The following is a 17,328-nucleotide window of genomic DNA, read 5'->3' on the forward strand; positions in this document are numbered from 1 at the left end:
GGCCGCCCTCCGCCTACGCTGGAGGGACATGGCACATCTCCTCAGCGCCGAGCGACTCCGGCTCGCGCATCCGAATCGCGTCGTCTTCGACTCCGTGTCCCTCGGCCTCGACGACGGCGACCGCATCGGCGTCGTCGGGCGCAACGGCGACGGCAAGTCCACCCTCCTGCGGCTCCTCGCCGGCACGCTCGCCCCCGACGACGGGCGTGTGACGCACCGCGGCGGCCTCCAGGTCGGCATGCTCGACCAGCGCGACGTGCTCGACGGCGAGGGCACCGTCGGGGCGACGATCGTCGGCGACCGCGAGGAGCACGAGTGGGCTGGCGACGCCCGCATCCGCGAGATCGTGCAGGGCCTCGCGGGCGACGTGCCGTGGGATGCGACGATCGCGTCGCTCTCGGGCGGCCAGCGCCGCCGCGTCGCGCTCGCGCGCCTGCTCGCCGGCGACTGGGACGTGCTGCTGCTCGACGAGCCCACGAACCACCTCGACGTGCAGGGCATCGCGTGGCTCGCCGACCACCTCGTGCGCAGGCTCGGCGCCGGACGCGGGGCGCTCGCGGTCGTCACCCACGACCGGTGGTTCCTCGACGCGGTGTGCACCGCGACGTGGGAGGTGCACGACGGCATCGTCGAGCCGTTCGAGGGCGGCTACGCGGCCTACATCCTGCAGCGCGTCGAGCGCGACCGCATCTCGCGCGTCACCGAGGTCAAGCGCCAGAGCCTCATGCGCAAGGAGCTCGCATGGCTGCGGCGCGGCGCTCCCGCACGGACGGCGAAGCCGAAGTTCCGCATCGAGGCGGCGACGCAGCTCATCGAGGACGTGCCCGAGCCGCGCGACCGCATCGCGCTGTCGCAGCTCGCGGCCACGCGCCTGGGCAAGGACGTCGTCGACCTGCGCGACGTCACGGTGTCGTTCGGCGAGCGCACGGTGCTCGACGACGTCACGTGGCTCATCGCGCCCGGCGAGCGCACGGGCATCCTCGGCCGCAACGGAGCGGGCAAGTCGACGCTGCTGCAGGTCGTCGCAGGTACCCTCGCGCCGACGGCGGGCCGCGTGAAGAAGGGCCAGACGGTCAAGGTCGCGCAGCTGAGCCAGGAGCTCGCCGAGCTGCGCGAGCACGAGCACGAGCCCGTGCGCACCGTCATCGGCAGGCTGCGCACGTCGTACGCGAGCGGCGGCGACGAGCTGACGCCCGGGCAGCTGCTCGAGCGGCTCGGCTTCCAGTCCGACGAGCTCTCGACGCCCATCCGCGACCTCTCGGGCGGCCAGCGGCGCCGCCTGCAGCTGCTGCTCATCCTGCTCGACGAGCCGAACGTCCTCATCCTCGACGAGCCGACGAACGACCTCGACACCGACATGCTCGCCGCGCTCGAGGACCTGCTCGACTCGTGGGCGGGCTGCCTCATCGTCGTGAGCCACGACCGGTACCTCATCGAGCGCGTCACCGACCAGCAGCGGGCGGTCATCGACGGACGCCTGCAGCATCTGCCCGGTGGGATCGACGAGTACCTGCGGATCGAGGCGGATGCGGCGGCGCAGCGCGGGCGCACGGCCACGCCGATGGACGCGACGGGTGCCGCACCCACGGCGGCGAGGCTCTCGGGGGCCGAGCGACGGCAGCTCGAGCTCGAGGTGCGCAGCCTCGAGCGGCGCGTGCAGAAGACGTCCGAGCGGCGCGAGACGCTCGTCGCCGACTTCGCGATCGTCGACCCGGGCGACGTCGACCGCCTGCTCGCGATGCAGCGCGAGCTCGGCGAGCTCGACGAGCGTCTCGCGGAGCTCGAGGAGGCGTGGCTCGAGGCTGCGGACCGGCTGGAGGGGTAGCGCCCTTCGAGACGGCTGCTCGCTGCGCTCGCGGCCTCCTCAGGGAGCGGTTGGGGGCTGCTCGCTGCGCTCGCGGCCTCCTCAGGGAGCGGGTGTGGCGGCTGCTCGCTGCGCTCGCGGCCTCCTCGGGGAGCGGGTGGGGACGGCTGCTCGCTGCGCTCGCGGCCTCGTCAGGGAGCGGGTGGGGACGGCTGCTCGCGGCCTCCTCAGGGAGCGGGTGGGGCGGGCTCGTCCTGCTGGCGGTCGGGGTGCACGGCCATGAAGACCGACCATGACGCGCGCTCGAGGTCCGGCGCGGCCTCGCGCCTGGCCATGAGGTCGCGCACGACGTCGCCGACGCGCTGCCAGTACTCGTGCAGCTCGTCCTGCGTGAGCCGCAGCCCGGCGCGCATGATGGCGACGTCGTCGGGCGCGAGGCCCTCGATCTCCTCGAGGAACGTGCGCACGAGCACGTCGGACGTCGACGTCTGCTCGTCCTCGGTCCACGTGAGGCGCGTCGCGAGGTAGGGGATCTCGCGGGCGCCGCGGGCGCCGCGCCTCGCCTCCTGCGGCGCGAGGTAGCCGGCGTCGACGAGCGTGCGCACGTGGTGCAGCATCGACGCGGGGTTGCGGTCGAGCAGGGCCGCGAGCTCGCGGTTCGTGCGCGGCTCGTGCAGGCACAGGCGCAGGATGCGCCAGCGGATGGGAGATCCGAGCGCCTTGGCGCGCGCCTCGAGGGTCGCGTCGGCTGCGGCGTCGACGGGCGTGGTGATCGGCTCGCTCACGCCTCCATCGTCGCATCCGCGCACAAGCGATTGGGAGAACCCAATCGGTGTGCCATCATCGACGCATGGGACGCAGCGTGTGGAGGCAGCCGGGGTTCGCGCTGCTGTGGGCGGGCGAGGGCACGAGCCAGCTCGGCGCGCAGCTCGCAGGGCTCGCGATGCCCATCGTCGCCGTCACGATGCTGCAGGCGACGGATGCGGAGATGGGCTACCTGAACGCGGCCCAGACCGCGGCGTTCCTCGTCGTCGGCCTCCCCGCGGGCGCCTGGCTCGACCGCATGCGCAAGCGGCACGTCATGATCGCGGCCGATCTCGTGCGCGCCCTCGCCGTCGCCGTCGTCCCGCTGCTCGCGGTGCTCGGACGCCTCGAGCTCTGGCACCTCGTCGTCGTCGGCGCGATCGTGGGCGTCGCGACGGTGTTCTTCGACGTCGGCTACCAGTCGTTCGTCCCCGTGCTCGTCGCCGACGAGCACGTCGGCGACGCGAACGGCGTGCTCGAGGCGACGGCGCAGACGATGCGGCTCGGCGGCCCGGCGCTCGCCGGCGTCCTGCTGTCGTTCCTCGCCGCCCCGCTCGTGCTGCTCGCGAACGTCGCGGGCTTCCTCGTGAGCGTCGTCGCGCTCTCGGGCATCCGCGACGGCGAGGTCGTGCGCCCTCGCAGCGAGCGGCGGCACCTCCTCGTCGAGATCGGCGAGGGGCTGCGGTTCGTCGCCGCGAACGACCTGCTGCGGCGCATCGTCGCCACGGTGGCGCTCTCGAACCTCGGGTCGACGATCGTCTTCACGCTGCTGCCGATCGCGATCCTGCGCATCCTCGGCATCGATCCGGCGGTCTACGGCATCATCCTGTCGATCGGCGCGGTCGGCGGGCTCGCGGGATCGATGCTCGCCATGCGCATCGCACGATGGATCGGCGAGGGGCCCGCCATCGTCTGGTCGACCGTCGTCTTCGTGCTCGCGGGCGTCCTGCTGCCGCTCGCCGTGCTCGTGCCCGACGCGGCGGTCGTGCTGCTCATCGTGGGCGAGGCGATCTTCGGCTTCACGGTGCTCGTGTTCAACATCGTGCAGGTCACCGCTCGCCAGCGCCTGTGCCCCAAGCCGCTGCTCGGCCGCATGAACGCGTCCATCCGCACGGTCGTCTGGGGCGTCATGCCGATCGGCGCGCTGGCCGCGGGCGGGCTCGGCACCGCGATCGGCACCGTGCCGGCGATGTGGGTCGGCGTCGCGATCGGCGCGCTCGCGATCCCGCCGTTCCTCCTCAGCCCGCTGCGCACGATGCGGTCGCTGCCGACCCGTCCACGTGGCGCGGAGGAGATGGTCGCGGAGGTCTGAGCCGACGCTGAGGCTCGCTCGGGTATCGTGGCGGCGGCGAGAGGAGCCCGATGCCCACGATCCTGGTCGTCGACGACGACACCGCCCTGGCGGAGATGATCGGCATCGTCCTGCGCGCCGAGGGGTTCGACCTCGAGTTCTGCCCGGACGGCACCGACGCGCTCGAGCGGTTCCGCGCCGTGCAGCCCGACCTCGTGCTGCTCGACCTCATGCTGCCGGGCATGGACGGCATCCAGATCTGCCAGCTCATCCGTGCCGAGTCCGGCACGCCCATCATCATGCTGACGGCGAAGGGCGACGCGAACGACGTCGTCCGCGGCCTCGAGTCCGGCGCCGACGACTACATCGTCAAGCCGTTCAACCCCAAGGAGCTCGTCGCCCGCATCCGCACGCGCCTGCGCCCGGGCCGCGAGCCCGAGCAGACGACGCTGCAGGTGGCGGACATCACGATCGACGTGCCCGGCCACGAGGTGCGCCGCGGCGACGGCCGCATCCAGCTCACGCCCCTCGAGTTCGACCTGCTCGTCACCCTCGCCTCGAAGCCCGCGCAGGTCTTCAGCCGCGAGATGCTGCTCGAGCAGGTGTGGGGCTACCAGTACAAGGCCGACACGCGGCTCGTGAACGTCCACGTGCAGCGTCTGCGCTCGAAGGTCGAGCTCGACCCCGACGAGCCCCGCGTCGTCACGACCGTGCGCGGCGTCGGCTACCGCGCCGGCGCGGTCGCAGCCTAGGCGGCGGCCGATGGAGGCGGGGGTGCGAGCGCTGCCTGCGCGCCTCGCGGCAGCGTGGCGGCGGTCGCTGCAGCTGCGCATCGTCGCCACGAGCGTGCTGCTGTCGCTGCTGGCGATGGCGGTCGTCGGCGGCTACATGTCGATCTCGATCGGCGCGAGCATCTTCGAGCAGCGCCGCGACGAGGCGCTGCTCGAGTCGGTGCGCGCGACGGAGGCCGCGCAGCAGGTCTTCACCGACGCCGCCGGATCGTCGACGACCGGCGAGCTCGCGCAGCTGCAGGAGAGCGCGCTGCAGGCGGCGGCGGGCTTCATCTCGAACCCCGCGCTCGCCGCCTACGCCATGCTGCGCACGACCGAGCAGGTGCAGTCGGCCGTCGACCTCGGCGACACGCGCGTGCGCGGCTTCGACGACACGCTCCTCACCGAGGACCTCGTCACGGCCGTCGCCGCATCCGACGGCACGCCCTTCTACCAGTCGGTGCGCCTCGCGACGGCCGACGGCACCGTGCCGGGCCTCATCGTCGGCACGGTGCTCGAGGTGCCGAGCGCGGGCCGCTACGAGTTCTACATCGTGCACAGCCTCGAGGAGGCGCAGGTCACGCTGCAGCGCATGCAGACGACGATGGTCATCGGCGGCGTGGCGCTGCTGGCGCTCGTGGCGCTCGTGACGCTCGTCGTCGTCCGCATGGTCGTCGCCCCGGTCGAGCAGGCGGCGGCGACGAGCGCGAAGCTCGCGAGCGGTCGGCTCGACGAGCGCATGGCGGTGCGCGGCGACGACGTGCTCGCCCGGCTCGGGCGGTCGTTCAACGACATGGCCGACTCCATCTCGTCGCAGATCACGCGACTCGCGGCGCTGTCGAACCTGCAGCAGCGCTTCGTCTCCGACGTGTCGCACGAGCTGCGCACGCCGCTCACGACCATCCGCCTCGCCGGCGACGTGCTCTACGACCGGCGCGACACCCTCGATCCCGTCGCCGCCCGCACCGCCGAGCTCCTGCACACGCAGATCGACCGCTTCGAGGGCATGCTCATCGACCTGCTCGAGATGTCGCGCTTCGACGCGGGCGCCGCGACGCTCGAGATCGAGCCGACGAACGTCGTGCGCCTCGCGGAGACCGAGATCGAGTCGGTGCGCCTGCTGGCCGAGGAGCGCGGCTCGGCGGTGCGGCTCGTCGCGCCCGGCGGCCACTTCGACGCCGAGGTCGATCCCCGCCGCATCCGTCGCATCCTGCAGAACCTCCTCGGCAACGCGATCGACCACGGCGAGGGCCGGCCCATCACGGTCACGGTCGACTCGAACGCCGACGCGGTCGCCATCGCCGTGCGCGACCTCGGCGTCGGCATGACCGAGGACGAGACGGGGCGCGTGTTCGACCGGTTCTGGCGCGCGGATCCGTCGCGGCAGCGCAGGACGGGCGGCACGGGCCTCGGGCTCGCGATCAGCCAGGAGGACGCGGTCCTGCACGGCGGCGTGCTCGACGTGTGGTCGCAGCGCGGCGAGGGCACGGCCTTCCGCCTGACGATCCCGCGCGGCGGCGCGGTCGACGCCGTCTCGCCCATCGCGCTGCCGCCCGAGGACACCGGCGCCATCGACATCGTGGAGGGCCGAGCATGAGGCTGCGCATGGCGACGACGGCGGTGCTCGCGACGCTCGCGCTCGTGGGCTGCGTCGGCCTGCCCGACTCCGGTCCCGTCTCCGCGGGCGAGGTCGTCGAGGGCACCGACCTCGGCGACGTCGAGTTCATCGCCGAGGGGCCGTCGCCCGGCGCCTCGCAGGAGGACATCGTGCAGGGTTTCCTGCAGGCGGCGCTCAGCCCCGCGGACGACTTCTCGATCGCACGCGACTACCTCGCCGACGGCGCTGACTGGGATCCGGGCGCGGGCGTCACGCTCCGCTCGGGGCAGCCGCAGCTCACCTCCACCGACGACACGACGGTCGAGGCGACGATCGACGTCGTCGGATCCGTCGACGAGCACGGGGCGTTCGCGACCATCGCCGACGACACGGCGCGACGCGCGTACGTGCTCATCGAGGAGCGCGGCGAGTGGCGCATCGCGGCCGCGCCCGACGGCCTCGTGCTCAGCAGGTACAGCTTCGAGCGCCTCTTCGACCCGCAGACCCTCGCGTGGCTCACGGAGGACCGCTCGACGTTCGTGCCCGACGTGCGCTGGTTCCAGCGTGCGAGCGAGCGGCTGCCGTCCGTCATCGTCGACGCCGTGCTCTCGGGCCCCGTCGCGTGGCTCGAGCCCGCGGTGTGGACGGCGGCGGACGCCGACGCCGTCCGCATCGGCGACGTCGTGCTCGAGGAGGAGCTCGCCGAGGTGACGGTGTCGTTCGAGCAGGTGCAGGAGTCGTCGAGCGTCGAGCTCAGCACGCTCGCGTTGCAGATCGAGCAGTCGATGTCGCGGCTGGGCGTCACCGAGGTCGTCGTGTCGATCGAGGGCGTCGACGGCTACTCGGCGTCGTCGAGCGACGCGCCGGCCGTCGCGACCCCGTCCGTCGACGCACGCCCCGTCGTGCTCGTGGGCGGCGAGCTCACGTACGTCGGGCAGGGGGCGCCGCTCGACGTCGACCTCGGCGTCGACCTCGACGCCGCCGAGGCGAGCGCGCTCACCATCCGAGAGGACGACGGGCTCGCCGTCGCGCTCGCCTCGGGCCAGGTGCTCCGCCTCCAGCCCGGCGCGGCCCCGGCCGTGCTCGACACGGGCGTGACGGTCGCGCCGTCGCTCGACCGGTCCGGATGGGCGTGGTGGGTGCCGGACGCGTCGACGCAGGTCATCGTCTCCTCCGACGGCCAGCGCGAGGTCGTGCTGGGGCTGCCCGACCTCCAGGGCACGATCCGCGACGTCGAGGTGTCGCGCGACGGCGCGCGCATCGCGATCGTGACCGACGTGGGCGGCGGCACGGCCGCGTGGGTCGCGGGCATCGTCCGCGAGGACGGCGCGCCCGTGTCGATCGCCCCGCCGCAGCGGCTGCCGCAGGTCGTCGGCACGGCGATCGACGTGACGTGGGCGAACGGCACGGCCGTCGCGGTGCTCTCGTCGACGCAGGACGGCGCCCAGCAGCTCGTGCTGCTCACGATCGGCGGTGCGACGCAGCAGCTGCCGACGCCGCAGGACGCCCTCACGCAGATCGCCGGCGGCGTCGGCGCCTCCGCGGTGCTGCGCGCGCGGTCCGCGGTCGGCGAGCTGCTCGTGCTGCGCGCGGGCGACTGGCAGCCGGTGTCGCAGGTCGACGCCGTGCGGCTCGTCGCCGTGCAGGTCTGACGTCCCGCACAGCCTCGCCCCGTCCACCGCCGCCCGCCTGCGCGCGCGAGCGACGCCGTGCGCCGGGGATGCTCTCGGCATGCACGACGCCGTCCGCGAGGCCCTCGGGGTGCTCTGGCCGCGTGCGTGCGCCGGATGCGGGGCGCCCGATCGTGGCGTGTGCGCCGCATGCGCCGCCGCCTTCGCAGGCGTGCACGTCGAGCACCGCGACGGCGTGGCCGTGCGCTGGGCCGCGACGTACGACGGCGCCGCCCGCGCCGTCGTCCTCGCGGCGAAGGAGGAGGGCCGTCCCTCCGCGCTGCGCGTGCTCGCGGCGGCGCTCGCCCGGCTCGTCGCCGCCACCGCTGCGGACGCGGGAGCGGGCGACGGCGTGCTCGCGGTGCTCGTGCCCGCCAGCAGGGAGGGCACGCGTCGCCGCGGCTTCGTCCCCGTGCGCATCCTCGCCCGTCGGGCGAGGCTCCCGGCGGTCGAGCTCGTGCAGGTCGAGGAGCGGCAGCAGAAGCGGCGCGCCCGGGCCGACCGTCTGCGACACGCCGGGCTGCGGGTCCGCTCGCGCGACGCCGCCCGCCTCCGAGGCGCGCGCGTCGTCGTGGTCGACGACGTCGCCACGACCGGCGCGACGCTGCGGGAGGCGGTGCGCGCGGCCAGGCTCGCGGGCGCCGAGGTGGTCGGCGCGGTCGTGGTCGCGCGGGTGCCGCGTCATGGCTGATGCCCGGCCGGCGTGTGGACATCGCATGGCGGACGACCGCTAGGCTGGCCCGCACCCAGGCGTCACCCGCCACAGACAGGGCGGGTCGCCCGATCTGGTTGGAGGTCACCGTGGACGTCGAGATCACCGCCCGAGGGGCTCGCATCACCGATCGCTTCGAGGCGTATGCCGAGGAGAAGCTCGACAAGATCGCGTTGCTGCTGCCCCGTGCCACCTCGATCGCGACGCGCGTCTCGCGCCACGCGGATCCGAACGGCGCCGCAGGCGACCGCGTCGAGATCACCGTGCTCGTGCCCGGCAGCGTCATCCGCTCCGAGTCGGACGGCCCCGACAAGTACATCGCGTTCGACGCCGCCTTCCACAAGCTCATGGAGCGCGCGCGTCGCATGCACGACAAGCGCACCGACCGCTCGACGAAGCGCGCCTCGGTGCGCGAGGTCGCCACGGGCGACTTCCAGGGACTCGACGTCACGCCGGCCGACGTCGGCGTGCTCACCGCCGTCGCGACGGGGGAGGTGCCGGTCGTCGACGAGGAGCAGGAGTGGTCGCCCGTCGTCATCCGTCGCAAGCACTTCCCGTCGAAGCGCATGACGACGCGCGAGGCCGTCGACCAGATGGAGCTCGTCGGCCACCCGTTCTACCTGTTCGTCGACGCCGAGACCGATCAGTGCGCCGTCGTGTACCGACGGAAGGGCTGGTCGTACGGCGTCATCACGCTCGACGAGGAGGGCGAGGGCTCCGACTGAGACCCTCGCGGCTGCACTCCCGGCGCCGACGTTCCGCCAGAGGCGGACGTCGGCGCCGGTGCGTCCAGCCCGACCGGGGTAGCATGGACCCTCGGTTATCGAACCGTTACATCGATCGAACGGGAGAGACATCCGTGGCGAACGTCTTCGAGCGAGTCCTCCGGGCTGGCGAGGGAAGGATCCTGCGACGGCTCGCGCGACTCGCGCGTGACGTCGACGCCCTCGAGTCGGGCTTCGAGGACCTCAGCGACGCTGAGCTCGCCGAGGAGACCGTCGAGTTCCGCGCGCGCTTCGAGGCGGGCGAGTCGCTCGACTCGATGCTGCCCGAGGCCTTCGCCGCGGTGCGCGAGGCGGCGCGCCGCACGCTCGGCATGCGGCCCTACCACGTGCAGATCATGGGCGCCGCGGCGCTGCACCTCGGCAACATCGCCGAGATGAAGACGGGCGAGGGCAAGACGCTCGTCGCCGTCGTCGCGGCCTACCTCAACGCCATCCCCGGCACCGGCGTCCACGTCGTGACGGTGAACGACTACCTCGCGAGCTACCAGGCCGAGCTCATGGGCCGCGTCCTGCGCGCCCTCGGCATGACGACCGGCTGCATCGTCGCGGGCCAGAGCCCCGAGGTGCGCCGCCAGCAGTACGCCGCCGACGTCACGTACGGCACGAACAACGAGTTCGGCTTCGACTACCTGCGCGACAACATGGCGCACCAGAAGGAGGCGATGGTCCAGCGCGGCCACGCCTTCGTCATCGTCGACGAGGTCGACTCGATCCTCATCGACGAGGCGCGCACGCCGCTCATCATCTCGGGCCCCGCCGCGGGCGAGGCCAACAAGTGGTTCGGCGAGTTCGCGCGTCTCGTGAAGCGCCTCAAGCCCGGCGAGGACTACGAGGTCGACGAGAAGAAGCGCACGGTCGGCGTGCTCGAGCCCGGCATCGAGAAGGTCGAGGACACCCTCGGCATCGACAGCCTCTACGAGTCGGCGAACACGCCGCTCATCTCGTTCCTCAACACGGCCCTCAAGGCGAAGGCGCTGTTCAAGAAGGACACCGACTACGTCGTGCTGAACGGCGAGGTGCTCATCGTCGACGAGCACACGGGCCGCATCATGCAGGGCCGCCGCTTCAACGAGGGCATCCACCAGGCGATCGAGGCCAAGGAGGGCGTGCAGATCAAGGCCGAGAACCAGACGGTCGCGACGGTCACGCTGCAGAACTACTTCCGCCTCTACGACAAGCTCTCGGGCATGACGGGAACGGCCGAGACCGAGGCCGCCGAGTTCATGGCGACCTACAAGCTCGGCGTCGTCCCCATCCCGACGAACAAGCCCATGCTCCGCAAGGACAACTCCGACCTCGTGTACGCGACGGTCGAGGGCAAGTTCCGGCACGTCGTCGAGGACATCGTCGAGCGGCACGAGGCCGGCCAGCCCGTGCTCGTGGGCACGACGAGCGTCGAGAAGAGCGAGTACCTCTCGGCCCAGCTGCGCAAGCGCGGCGTGCGGCACGAGGTCCTCAACGCGAAGAACCACGCGCGCGAGGCCGCGATCGTCGCGCAGGCCGGTCGCCTCGGCGCCGTGACCGTCGCGACGAACATGGCCGGTCGAGGCACCGACATCATGCTCGGCGGCAACGCCGAGCACCTCGCCGTGCAGGCGATGGAGGAGCGCGGCCTCAGCCCCGTCGAGACGCCCGACGAGTACGAGACCGTGTGGGACGAGGTGTTCGAGCAGGTCAAGGCCGAGGTGCACACCGAGGCCGAGAAGGTGCTCGAGGTCGGCGGCCTCTACGTGCTCGGCACCGAGCGGCACGAGTCGCGCCGCATCGACAACCAGCTGCGCGGTCGCTCCGGCCGACAGGGCGACCCGGGCGAGAGCCGCTTCTACCTGTCGATGCAGGACGACCTCATGCGCCTGTTCGGCGGCCCCGTCGCGCAGCGCTTCCTCTCCATCGGCGCCGACGAGGACGACGACGTGCCCCTCGAGTCGAAGGTCTTCTCGCGCGCCATCCGCTCCGCGCAGGGCCAGATCGAGGCGCGCAACGCCGAGATGCGCAAGAACGTCCTCAAGTACGACGACGTCATGAACCGCCAGCGCGAGTCGATCTACGCCGACCGCAGGCACATCCTCGACGGCGACGACCTCCAGGGTCGCGTGCAGGGCTTCCTCGAGGCGTCGATCAAGGACCTCGTCGAGGAGCACACGGCCGCGGGCCACTCCGACGACTGGGACCTCGAGGCGCTCTGGACCGAGGTGCGCACGATGTACCCGATCGGCATCACGATCGACGAGGTCATCGCCGAGGCGGGGCCGCGGCTCACGTCGCAGTTCATCGCCGACGAGATCCTGTCGGACGCGCGGCTCGCCTACGAGCGCCGCGAGGAGCAGCTGACCCCGGCTGCCATGCGCATGCTCGAGCGCCGCGTCGTGCTGAGCGTCATCGACCGCAAGTGGCGCGACCACCTGTACGAGATGGACTACCTGCGCGAGGGCATCGGCCTGCGCTCGATGGCGCAGCGCGATCCCGTCATCGAGTACCAGAACGAGGGCTTCACGCTCTACCAGCAGATGATGGCGGCGATCCGCGAGGAGTCGGTCGGCTTCCTCTTCAACCTCGACGTCACGGTGCAGCAGGGCGCGGGCGGCACGCCGGCGGCCGTCGAGGGCGGCGGCCTCGACGAGGCCGAGGACGACACCGCGAAGCTCACGTACTCGGCACCCGACGAGGACGGCGAGGTCGCGGTGCTCGACCAGCGCGGACGGACGCTGCAGGGTGCGACGAACCTCGCGAAGCAGAAGTCGGGCAACCCGGCCGCTGCCGCGGCGGCGCAGTCGCAGGGCCAGTCGCGACCGCAGCGCCGGCAGGCGGCGAAGGCCGCGCCGACGCGGCCGCAGCAGCCGGCGCAGAAGGGTGCCTTCGGGCAGGCCGAGCCGACCGACGAGCAGGAGCCGGCGGCTGCCGGCGGCAACCGCGCGCAGCGACGGTCGCAGCCGAAGAAGCGCTGACGTGCGGCCGCTCACCGAGCAGCAGATCCGCTCGTCGTTCGTGAACGCGACCGAGCAGCAGCTGGCGCAGCTCACGATGCCCGGCCTCCACGAGACGATCTGGGAGGAGCGCGAGTACCTGGGGTGGCGGAGCCCGCACTCCGCGCGCATCGGCTACATCGTGCAGTGGCTCGGCGACGAGCCCGTCGGCATCGTCGTGCGCTCGTCGTCGGCGACGCTGCGGCCCGGCATCGCCGCGATGTGCACGCTGTGCCACTCGACGCAGCCCGCGACGCAGGTGCGGCTCTTCACGGCGCCGCGCGCCGGCGAGGCGGGCAGGGCGGGCGACTCGCTCGGCACGTACATCTGCGAGTCGCTGTCGTGCTCGCACTCCATCCGCATCGTGCCGCCGCACATGGCGGCGTCCGACCGCATCCAGGCCCGGGGCGAGGCGATGCTCGAGCGGCTCGGCGCCTTCACGCGCCGCATCATGGCCTGACGCGCCGACGCGCCGACGCGCCGACGCGCCGACGCGCCGTCGGCGCCGCGCGCCCTAGCCCTCGATCGCGAGCAGCCCGTCGTACGCGGTGATGCCGAGCGGCGGGCCGTACGCGTCGTCGGTGCCGCCGTTCGAGTAGACGGCCACGATGAGGCCCGCGCCCGTCGCGGGGTCGACGTTCGACACCCAGCCGCTGCCGGAGGCGCCGCCGCCCATCGTGCAGTCGACGCCGAGGTTCGGGTCGCCGCCGACGCCGTACGTCACGGTCGAGTCCGAGCAGAGGCGCTGCACCTCGCCGTCGAACGGCGCGGGATCCGCCGGGTACCCCGCGAGCACGATGCCGTTCGTCTCGGCCATGAAGCTCACGCCCTGACCGCCCACGACGTCTTCGATCTCCTGCCCCTGGTCGTTCGGCGCGAGCCGCAGGTAGCCGAAGTCGAAGCCCATCCAGCCGTTGTCGTCGACGCCGTCGAGCCAGCGGTCGTTCGCGGTGATGTATTGCTCGGGATACCACCAGTCCTCGGCCTCCCACACGCCGAACGGCGCGTCGCCGTCGTCGTAGGCGGGCGTGAAGGTGATGCGCGCCATCTCGCTGCGGGTGTCGTCGCTGAACACGCAGTGCGCGGCGGTGATGACGACGTTCTGCGTGCCCGAGTTCACGACGGTGCCCGAGCACGTGTACTCGCCGCCCTCGTCGTCGGTCATCTCGAGGCGGCCGACCGTCGAGTGGATGAGGTCGCCCGTGAGCGAGGGGGCGACGTCCGGCAGGTACTCGTCGCCCGCGGCGGAGTCGGGCAGGCCGGCGGGGGCCTGCAGCAGCGGCGTGCCGCGCGTGGGCTGCAGCACGACGTCGGTCGCGGCGTCGGGCGAGTAGCCGTCGCTCGTGATGGGCGCCTCGCCGGCGTAGTACTCGCCGACGTCGTCGGCGGTCGGGTCGGTCTCCGACACGGGCTCGTCCGGCTGGACGCGGTCCGAGGGGTCGAGCGTCTCGGTCGGCTCGGCGCTCTGCGTCGGCTGCGGCTGCGGCGCGGGCTGCGTCGGCAGGGGAGCGGGCGCGAGCGGCGGCGGCAGGATGATGCAGCCCGTGAGCGTCACGGCCGCGAGGATCGCGACCGCGGCGGCGCGGGATCGACGAGCGTTGGCCATGGGACTCCCATCCGAGACGGACGAGAGCATCGTACGTCCGGGTGCCGGTGAGCCGGCCGCACGCGTGCTGGACGCGGCGCGCACGTCACCCGCTCGCGCCTCCCTCGCCTCAGACGGCGACGATGAGGATCGCGGTCCAGTGGCACAGGAACGCGATGACGGTGCACGCGTGGAAGAGCTCGTGGAAGCCGAAGTGGCCGGGCACGGGGTTCGGGCGCTTGAGCGCGTAGAAGACGGCGCCGACCGTGTAGGCGAGGCCGCCCGCGGCGATGAGGATCGCGGTCGCAGGGCTCGCCTGGAAGATCGCGGGCAGGTAGGCGACCGCGGCCCAGCCGAGCGCGATGTAGAGCGGCACGTAGAGCCAGCGCGGCGCCGACACCCAGAGCACGCGGAACAGGATGCCGACGACGGCGCCGCCCCACACGAGCGACAGCAGGATCGTCGCCTGCTCCGTCGAGAGCGTGAGCACCGCGAGCGGCGTGTAGGTGCCTGCGATGAGCAGGAAGATGTTCGAGTGGTCGAGGCGCTTGAGCGTCATGCGCACCCGGTCGCTCCAGTGGAAGCGGTGGTACGTCGCCGAGACGCCGAACAGCAGCAGGCTCGAGGCCATGAAGACGGCGCACGAGATCCTGCCGGCGGTCGTGTCGGCGAGGACGAGCAGCACGATGCCGGCGACGAGCGCGAGCGGCGCGGTGACGAGGTGGATCCACCCGCGCCACGACGGCTTCTCCTCGCGTGCGGAGGCGGCGACGGCGTCGCCAGCGGCCTCGATGAACGGCAGGTGCGGCAGGGGCTCGGCCGCGGCGTCGCCGGACGCGGAGGCGCTGCGGTCGCCACGGGGTGCATCGGTCTGCATCGCTTCAGCGTACGACGTACGCAATGCCGCATCCATGATGCTCGGGTCGTTCGAGCGTCGTACATTGGAGGGATGGCGACGAGACGCGGCGGGACGGGCATCCTCTACCGCGCGTACGAGCGGCAGCTGCGCCGCGAGCTCGCGAACGCCCCCGTGCCGACGCACATCGCGATGATCATCGACGGCAACCGCCGCTGGGCGCGGCTCAACGCGCTCGAGACCGTCAGCCACGGCCATCGCGCGGGCGCGGCGAAGATGCACGAGTTCCTCGAGTGGTGCGACGAGCTCGGGGTGGGCGTCGTCACGCTCTACCTGCTGTCGAACGACAACCTCGCCGGCCGCGACGCGGCCGAGCTCGACGACCTCTTCGCGATCATCGCCGACCTCGCCGACGCGCTCTCGACGGGCACCGGCTGGCGCATCCGCCACGTCGGCTCGTCCGCGGCGCTGCCGGACATGCTCTCGGCGGCGATCGGCGCCGCCGTCGACCGCTCGCGCGAGGCGCCGGGCATGCAGGTGAACCTCGCCGTCGGCTACGGCGGCAGGCACGAGGTCGTCGAGGCGATCCGTCGCATCCTCGAGTCGCACGAGGGCACGACGCAGGAGCTCGCGGAGCTCCTGAGCCCCGAGCTGATCGGCGAGCACCTGTACACGACGGGGCAGCCGGATCCCGACCTCGTCATCCGCACGTCGGGCGAGCAGCGGCTCAGCGACTTCATGCTGTGGCAGTCGGCGCGCAGCGAGCTGTACTTCATGGAGGCGCTCGGACCCGACATGCGCGAGGTCGACTTCCTCCGCGCCGTGCGCGACTACGGCCAGCGGTCGCGGCGCTACGGGCGCTGAGCCCTTCGAGGCTCGCTGCGCTCGCACCTCAGGGAGCCGGGTGCGTGGGCATGGGGGCCGAATGTGACGTTCCCGTGAACGCGCCGAGCACGTGGCGTGTCGCTCCGAGCGGCGCCGATCGCCGGGCGTAGCGTCAGCCTCAGTCGGGCATCTGCCCGGCGCCCACGCGGTCGTCGAGCCGCGAAGGGAGGCGGCCGCCCGAGTCCGACGATGTCGGTGAGGAGCCCCACGTGCCCGAGGCCATCCACGCCCCTGAGATCGACGATCGACTGCGGACCGCGCAGCGCACCTACGTGCTCGACACGTCCGTGCTGCTGTCGGATCCCGGCGCCATGCACCGCTTCGCCGAGCACTCGGTGGTGATCCCCGTCGTCGTCATCGCCGAGCTCGAGAAGAAGCGCCACGATCCCGAGATCGGCTACTTCGCCCGCCAGGCGCTGCGGAACCTCGACGACCTGCGCGTGACGCACGAGCGCCTCGACTTCCCCGTGCCCACCGAGGGCGGCGGCTCGCTGCGCGTCGAGCTCAACCACTCGAACCAGCTCGTGCTGCCCTCGGGCCTCCGGCTGGGCGACAACGACTCGCGCATCCTCGCCGTCGCCTGCAACCTCGCCGGCGACGGCCTCGACGTGTGCGTCGTGTCGAAGGACATGCCCATGCGCGTCAAGGCGGCGTCGATCGGCCTCGCCGCGGAGGAGTACCTGGCGGAGCAGGCCGTCGAGTCGGGCTGGACGGGCACGGCCGAGATCTCCCTGTCGGGCGACGCGATGGCGACGCTCTACGAGCAGGAGCGCCTCGTCACGCCGCTCGTCGACGGCCTGCCGCTCAACACGGGCCTCGTCATCACGTCCGAGCGCGGATCGGCCCTCGGTCGCGTGACGTCGCCCGGCAGCCTCACCCTCGTGCGCGGCGACCGCGACGTCTTCGGCGTCCACGGTCGATCGGCCGAGCAGCGTCTCGCGATCGACCTCCTCCTCGACGACGAGATCGGCATCGTGTCGCTCGGCGGCTCGGCGGGCACGGGCAAGTCGGCGCTCGCGCTCGCCGCGGGCCTCGAGGCCGTGCTCGAGCGTCGCCTCCACAAGAAGGTCATCGTCTTCCGCCCCCTGTACGCCGTCGGCGGCCAGGAGCTCGGCTACCTGCCGGGCGACAAGGACGAGAAGATGAACCCCTGGGGGCAGGCGATCTACGACACCCTCGGTGCGCTCGTGAGCGACAACGTGCTCGAGGAGGTCGCCGCGCGCGGCATGCTCGAGATCCTGCCGCTCACGCACATCCGCGGTCGGTCGCTGCACGACGCGTTCGTGATCGTCGACGAGGCGCAGTCGCTCGAGCGCAACGTGCTGCTGACGGTGCTGAGCCGCATCGGGCAGAACTCCCGCGTCGTCCTCACCCACGACGTCGCGCAGCGCGACAACCTGCGCGTCGGCCGCCACGACGGCGTCGCGAGCGTCATCGAGACGCTCAAGGGCGAGTCGCTCTTCGGGCACGTGACGCTCATGCGCTCGGAGCGCAGCCGCATCGCCGCGCTCGTGACGAGCCTGCTCGACAGCTAGGCGCCGCCCGCCGCGACGGCCCGCACCCGCCCGGGTGCGGGCCGTCGCGCGTCCACCGCATCCCCAGGTCG

14 protein-coding genes are annotated in these 17,328 nt (G+C 72.5%); 11 read left to right on the forward strand and 3 right to left on the reverse strand.

Annotation, left to right across the window (positions count from 1 at the left end):
* Window positions 1–28: 28 nt before the first annotated feature.
* Complete coding sequence (locus tag ABD249_RS09810) at window positions 29–1,825, forward strand: ABC-F family ATP-binding cassette domain-containing protein (RefSeq protein ID WP_344343022.1); 1,797 nt, start codon at window positions 29–31, stop codon at window positions 1,823–1,825.
* Window positions 1,826–2,031: 206 nt separating this feature from the next.
* On the opposite strand, the gene ABD249_RS09815 is transcribed toward ABD249_RS09810, so the two are convergent.
* On the reverse strand, window positions 2,032–2,589 hold the full coding sequence (locus ABD249_RS09815; protein ID WP_344343024.1) for an ArsR/SmtB family transcription factor: 558 nt from the start codon (window positions 2,587–2,589) through the stop codon (window positions 2,032–2,034).
* A gap of 65 nt (window positions 2,590–2,654) precedes the next feature.
* On the opposite strand from ABD249_RS09815, the gene ABD249_RS09820 reads away from it, so the two are divergent.
* The 8 genes from ABD249_RS09820 to ABD249_RS09855 all read left to right on the forward strand — a co-directional run bounded on the left by ABD249_RS09820 (window position 2,655) and on the right by ABD249_RS09855 (window position 12,856).
* Window positions 2,655–3,920: an MFS transporter gene (locus tag ABD249_RS09820; protein WP_344343026.1), complete on the forward strand. Its 1,266-nt coding sequence runs from the start codon at window positions 2,655–2,657 to the stop codon at window positions 3,918–3,920.
* Between the two features lie 50 nt (window positions 3,921–3,970).
* Window positions 3,971–4,651: an MtrAB system response regulator MtrA gene (gene mtrA, locus ABD249_RS09825; RefSeq protein WP_344343028.1), complete on the forward strand. Its 681-nt coding sequence runs from the start codon at window positions 3,971–3,973 to the stop codon at window positions 4,649–4,651.
* A gap of 10 nt (window positions 4,652–4,661) precedes the next feature.
* The gene (gene mtrB / locus ABD249_RS09830; RefSeq protein ID WP_344343030.1) at window positions 4,662–6,266 is read left to right on the forward strand and encodes an MtrAB system histidine kinase MtrB; all 1,605 of its coding nucleotides are present in this window, start codon (window positions 4,662–4,664) and stop codon (window positions 6,264–6,266) included.
* 8 nt (window positions 6,267–6,274) lie between these two features.
* Entirely contained in the window at window positions 6,275–7,918 is a 1,644-nt protein-coding gene (locus ABD249_RS09835; RefSeq protein WP_344343032.1) for an LpqB family beta-propeller domain-containing protein, read from the forward strand.
* A gap of 79 nt (window positions 7,919–7,997) precedes the next feature.
* On the forward strand, window positions 7,998–8,627 hold the full coding sequence (locus ABD249_RS09840) for a phosphoribosyltransferase family protein (RefSeq protein ID WP_344343034.1): 630 nt from the start codon (window positions 7,998–8,000) through the stop codon (window positions 8,625–8,627).
* A gap of 110 nt (window positions 8,628–8,737) precedes the next feature.
* Window positions 8,738–9,373 carry a ribosome hibernation-promoting factor, HPF/YfiA family gene (gene hpf / locus ABD249_RS09845; protein ID WP_344343037.1) on the forward strand — a complete coding sequence of 212 codons (636 nt, stop codon included), beginning with the start codon at window positions 8,738–8,740 and terminating at the stop codon, window positions 9,371–9,373.
* Between the two features lie 134 nt (window positions 9,374–9,507).
* Complete coding sequence (gene secA, locus ABD249_RS09850) at window positions 9,508–12,378, forward strand: preprotein translocase subunit SecA (RefSeq protein WP_344343039.1); 2,871 nt, start codon at window positions 9,508–9,510, stop codon at window positions 12,376–12,378.
* Between the two features lies 1 nt (window position 12,379).
* Window positions 12,380–12,856: an FBP domain-containing protein gene (locus ABD249_RS09855; protein ID WP_344343041.1), complete on the forward strand. Its 477-nt coding sequence runs from the start codon at window positions 12,380–12,382 to the stop codon at window positions 12,854–12,856.
* A 54-nt stretch (window positions 12,857–12,910) separates the two neighbouring features.
* On the opposite strand, the gene ABD249_RS09860 is transcribed toward ABD249_RS09855, so the two are convergent.
* The gene (locus ABD249_RS09860) at window positions 12,911–14,002 is read right to left on the reverse strand and encodes a trypsin-like serine peptidase (protein ID WP_344343043.1); all 1,092 of its coding nucleotides are present in this window, start codon (window positions 14,000–14,002) and stop codon (window positions 12,911–12,913) included.
* 109 nt (window positions 14,003–14,111) lie between these two features.
* Window positions 14,112–14,858: a PAQR family membrane homeostasis protein TrhA gene (gene trhA / locus ABD249_RS09865; protein ID WP_344343045.1), complete on the reverse strand. Its 747-nt coding sequence runs from the start codon at window positions 14,856–14,858 to the stop codon at window positions 14,112–14,114.
* Window positions 14,859–14,930: 72 nt separating this feature from the next.
* On the opposite strand from trhA, the gene uppS reads away from it, so the two are divergent.
* Together uppS and phoH2 are read left to right on the forward strand one after the other, a co-directional pair.
* Window positions 14,931–15,701 (forward strand): polyprenyl diphosphate synthase, encoded by a 771-nt coding sequence (uppS, locus tag ABD249_RS09870; protein WP_344343047.1) that lies wholly within the window; start codon window positions 14,931–14,933, stop codon window positions 15,699–15,701.
* 230 nt (window positions 15,702–15,931) lie between these two features.
* Complete coding sequence (phoH2, locus tag ABD249_RS09875; protein WP_344343049.1) at window positions 15,932–17,257, forward strand: RNA 5'-3' helicase PhoH2; 1,326 nt, start codon at window positions 15,932–15,934, stop codon at window positions 17,255–17,257.
* The last annotated feature ends 71 nt before the right edge of the window (window positions 17,258–17,328 follow it).

Source organism: Agrococcus versicolor (assembly GCF_039531815.1).
GTDB lineage: Bacteria > Actinomycetota > Actinomycetes > Actinomycetales > Microbacteriaceae > Agrococcus > Agrococcus versicolor.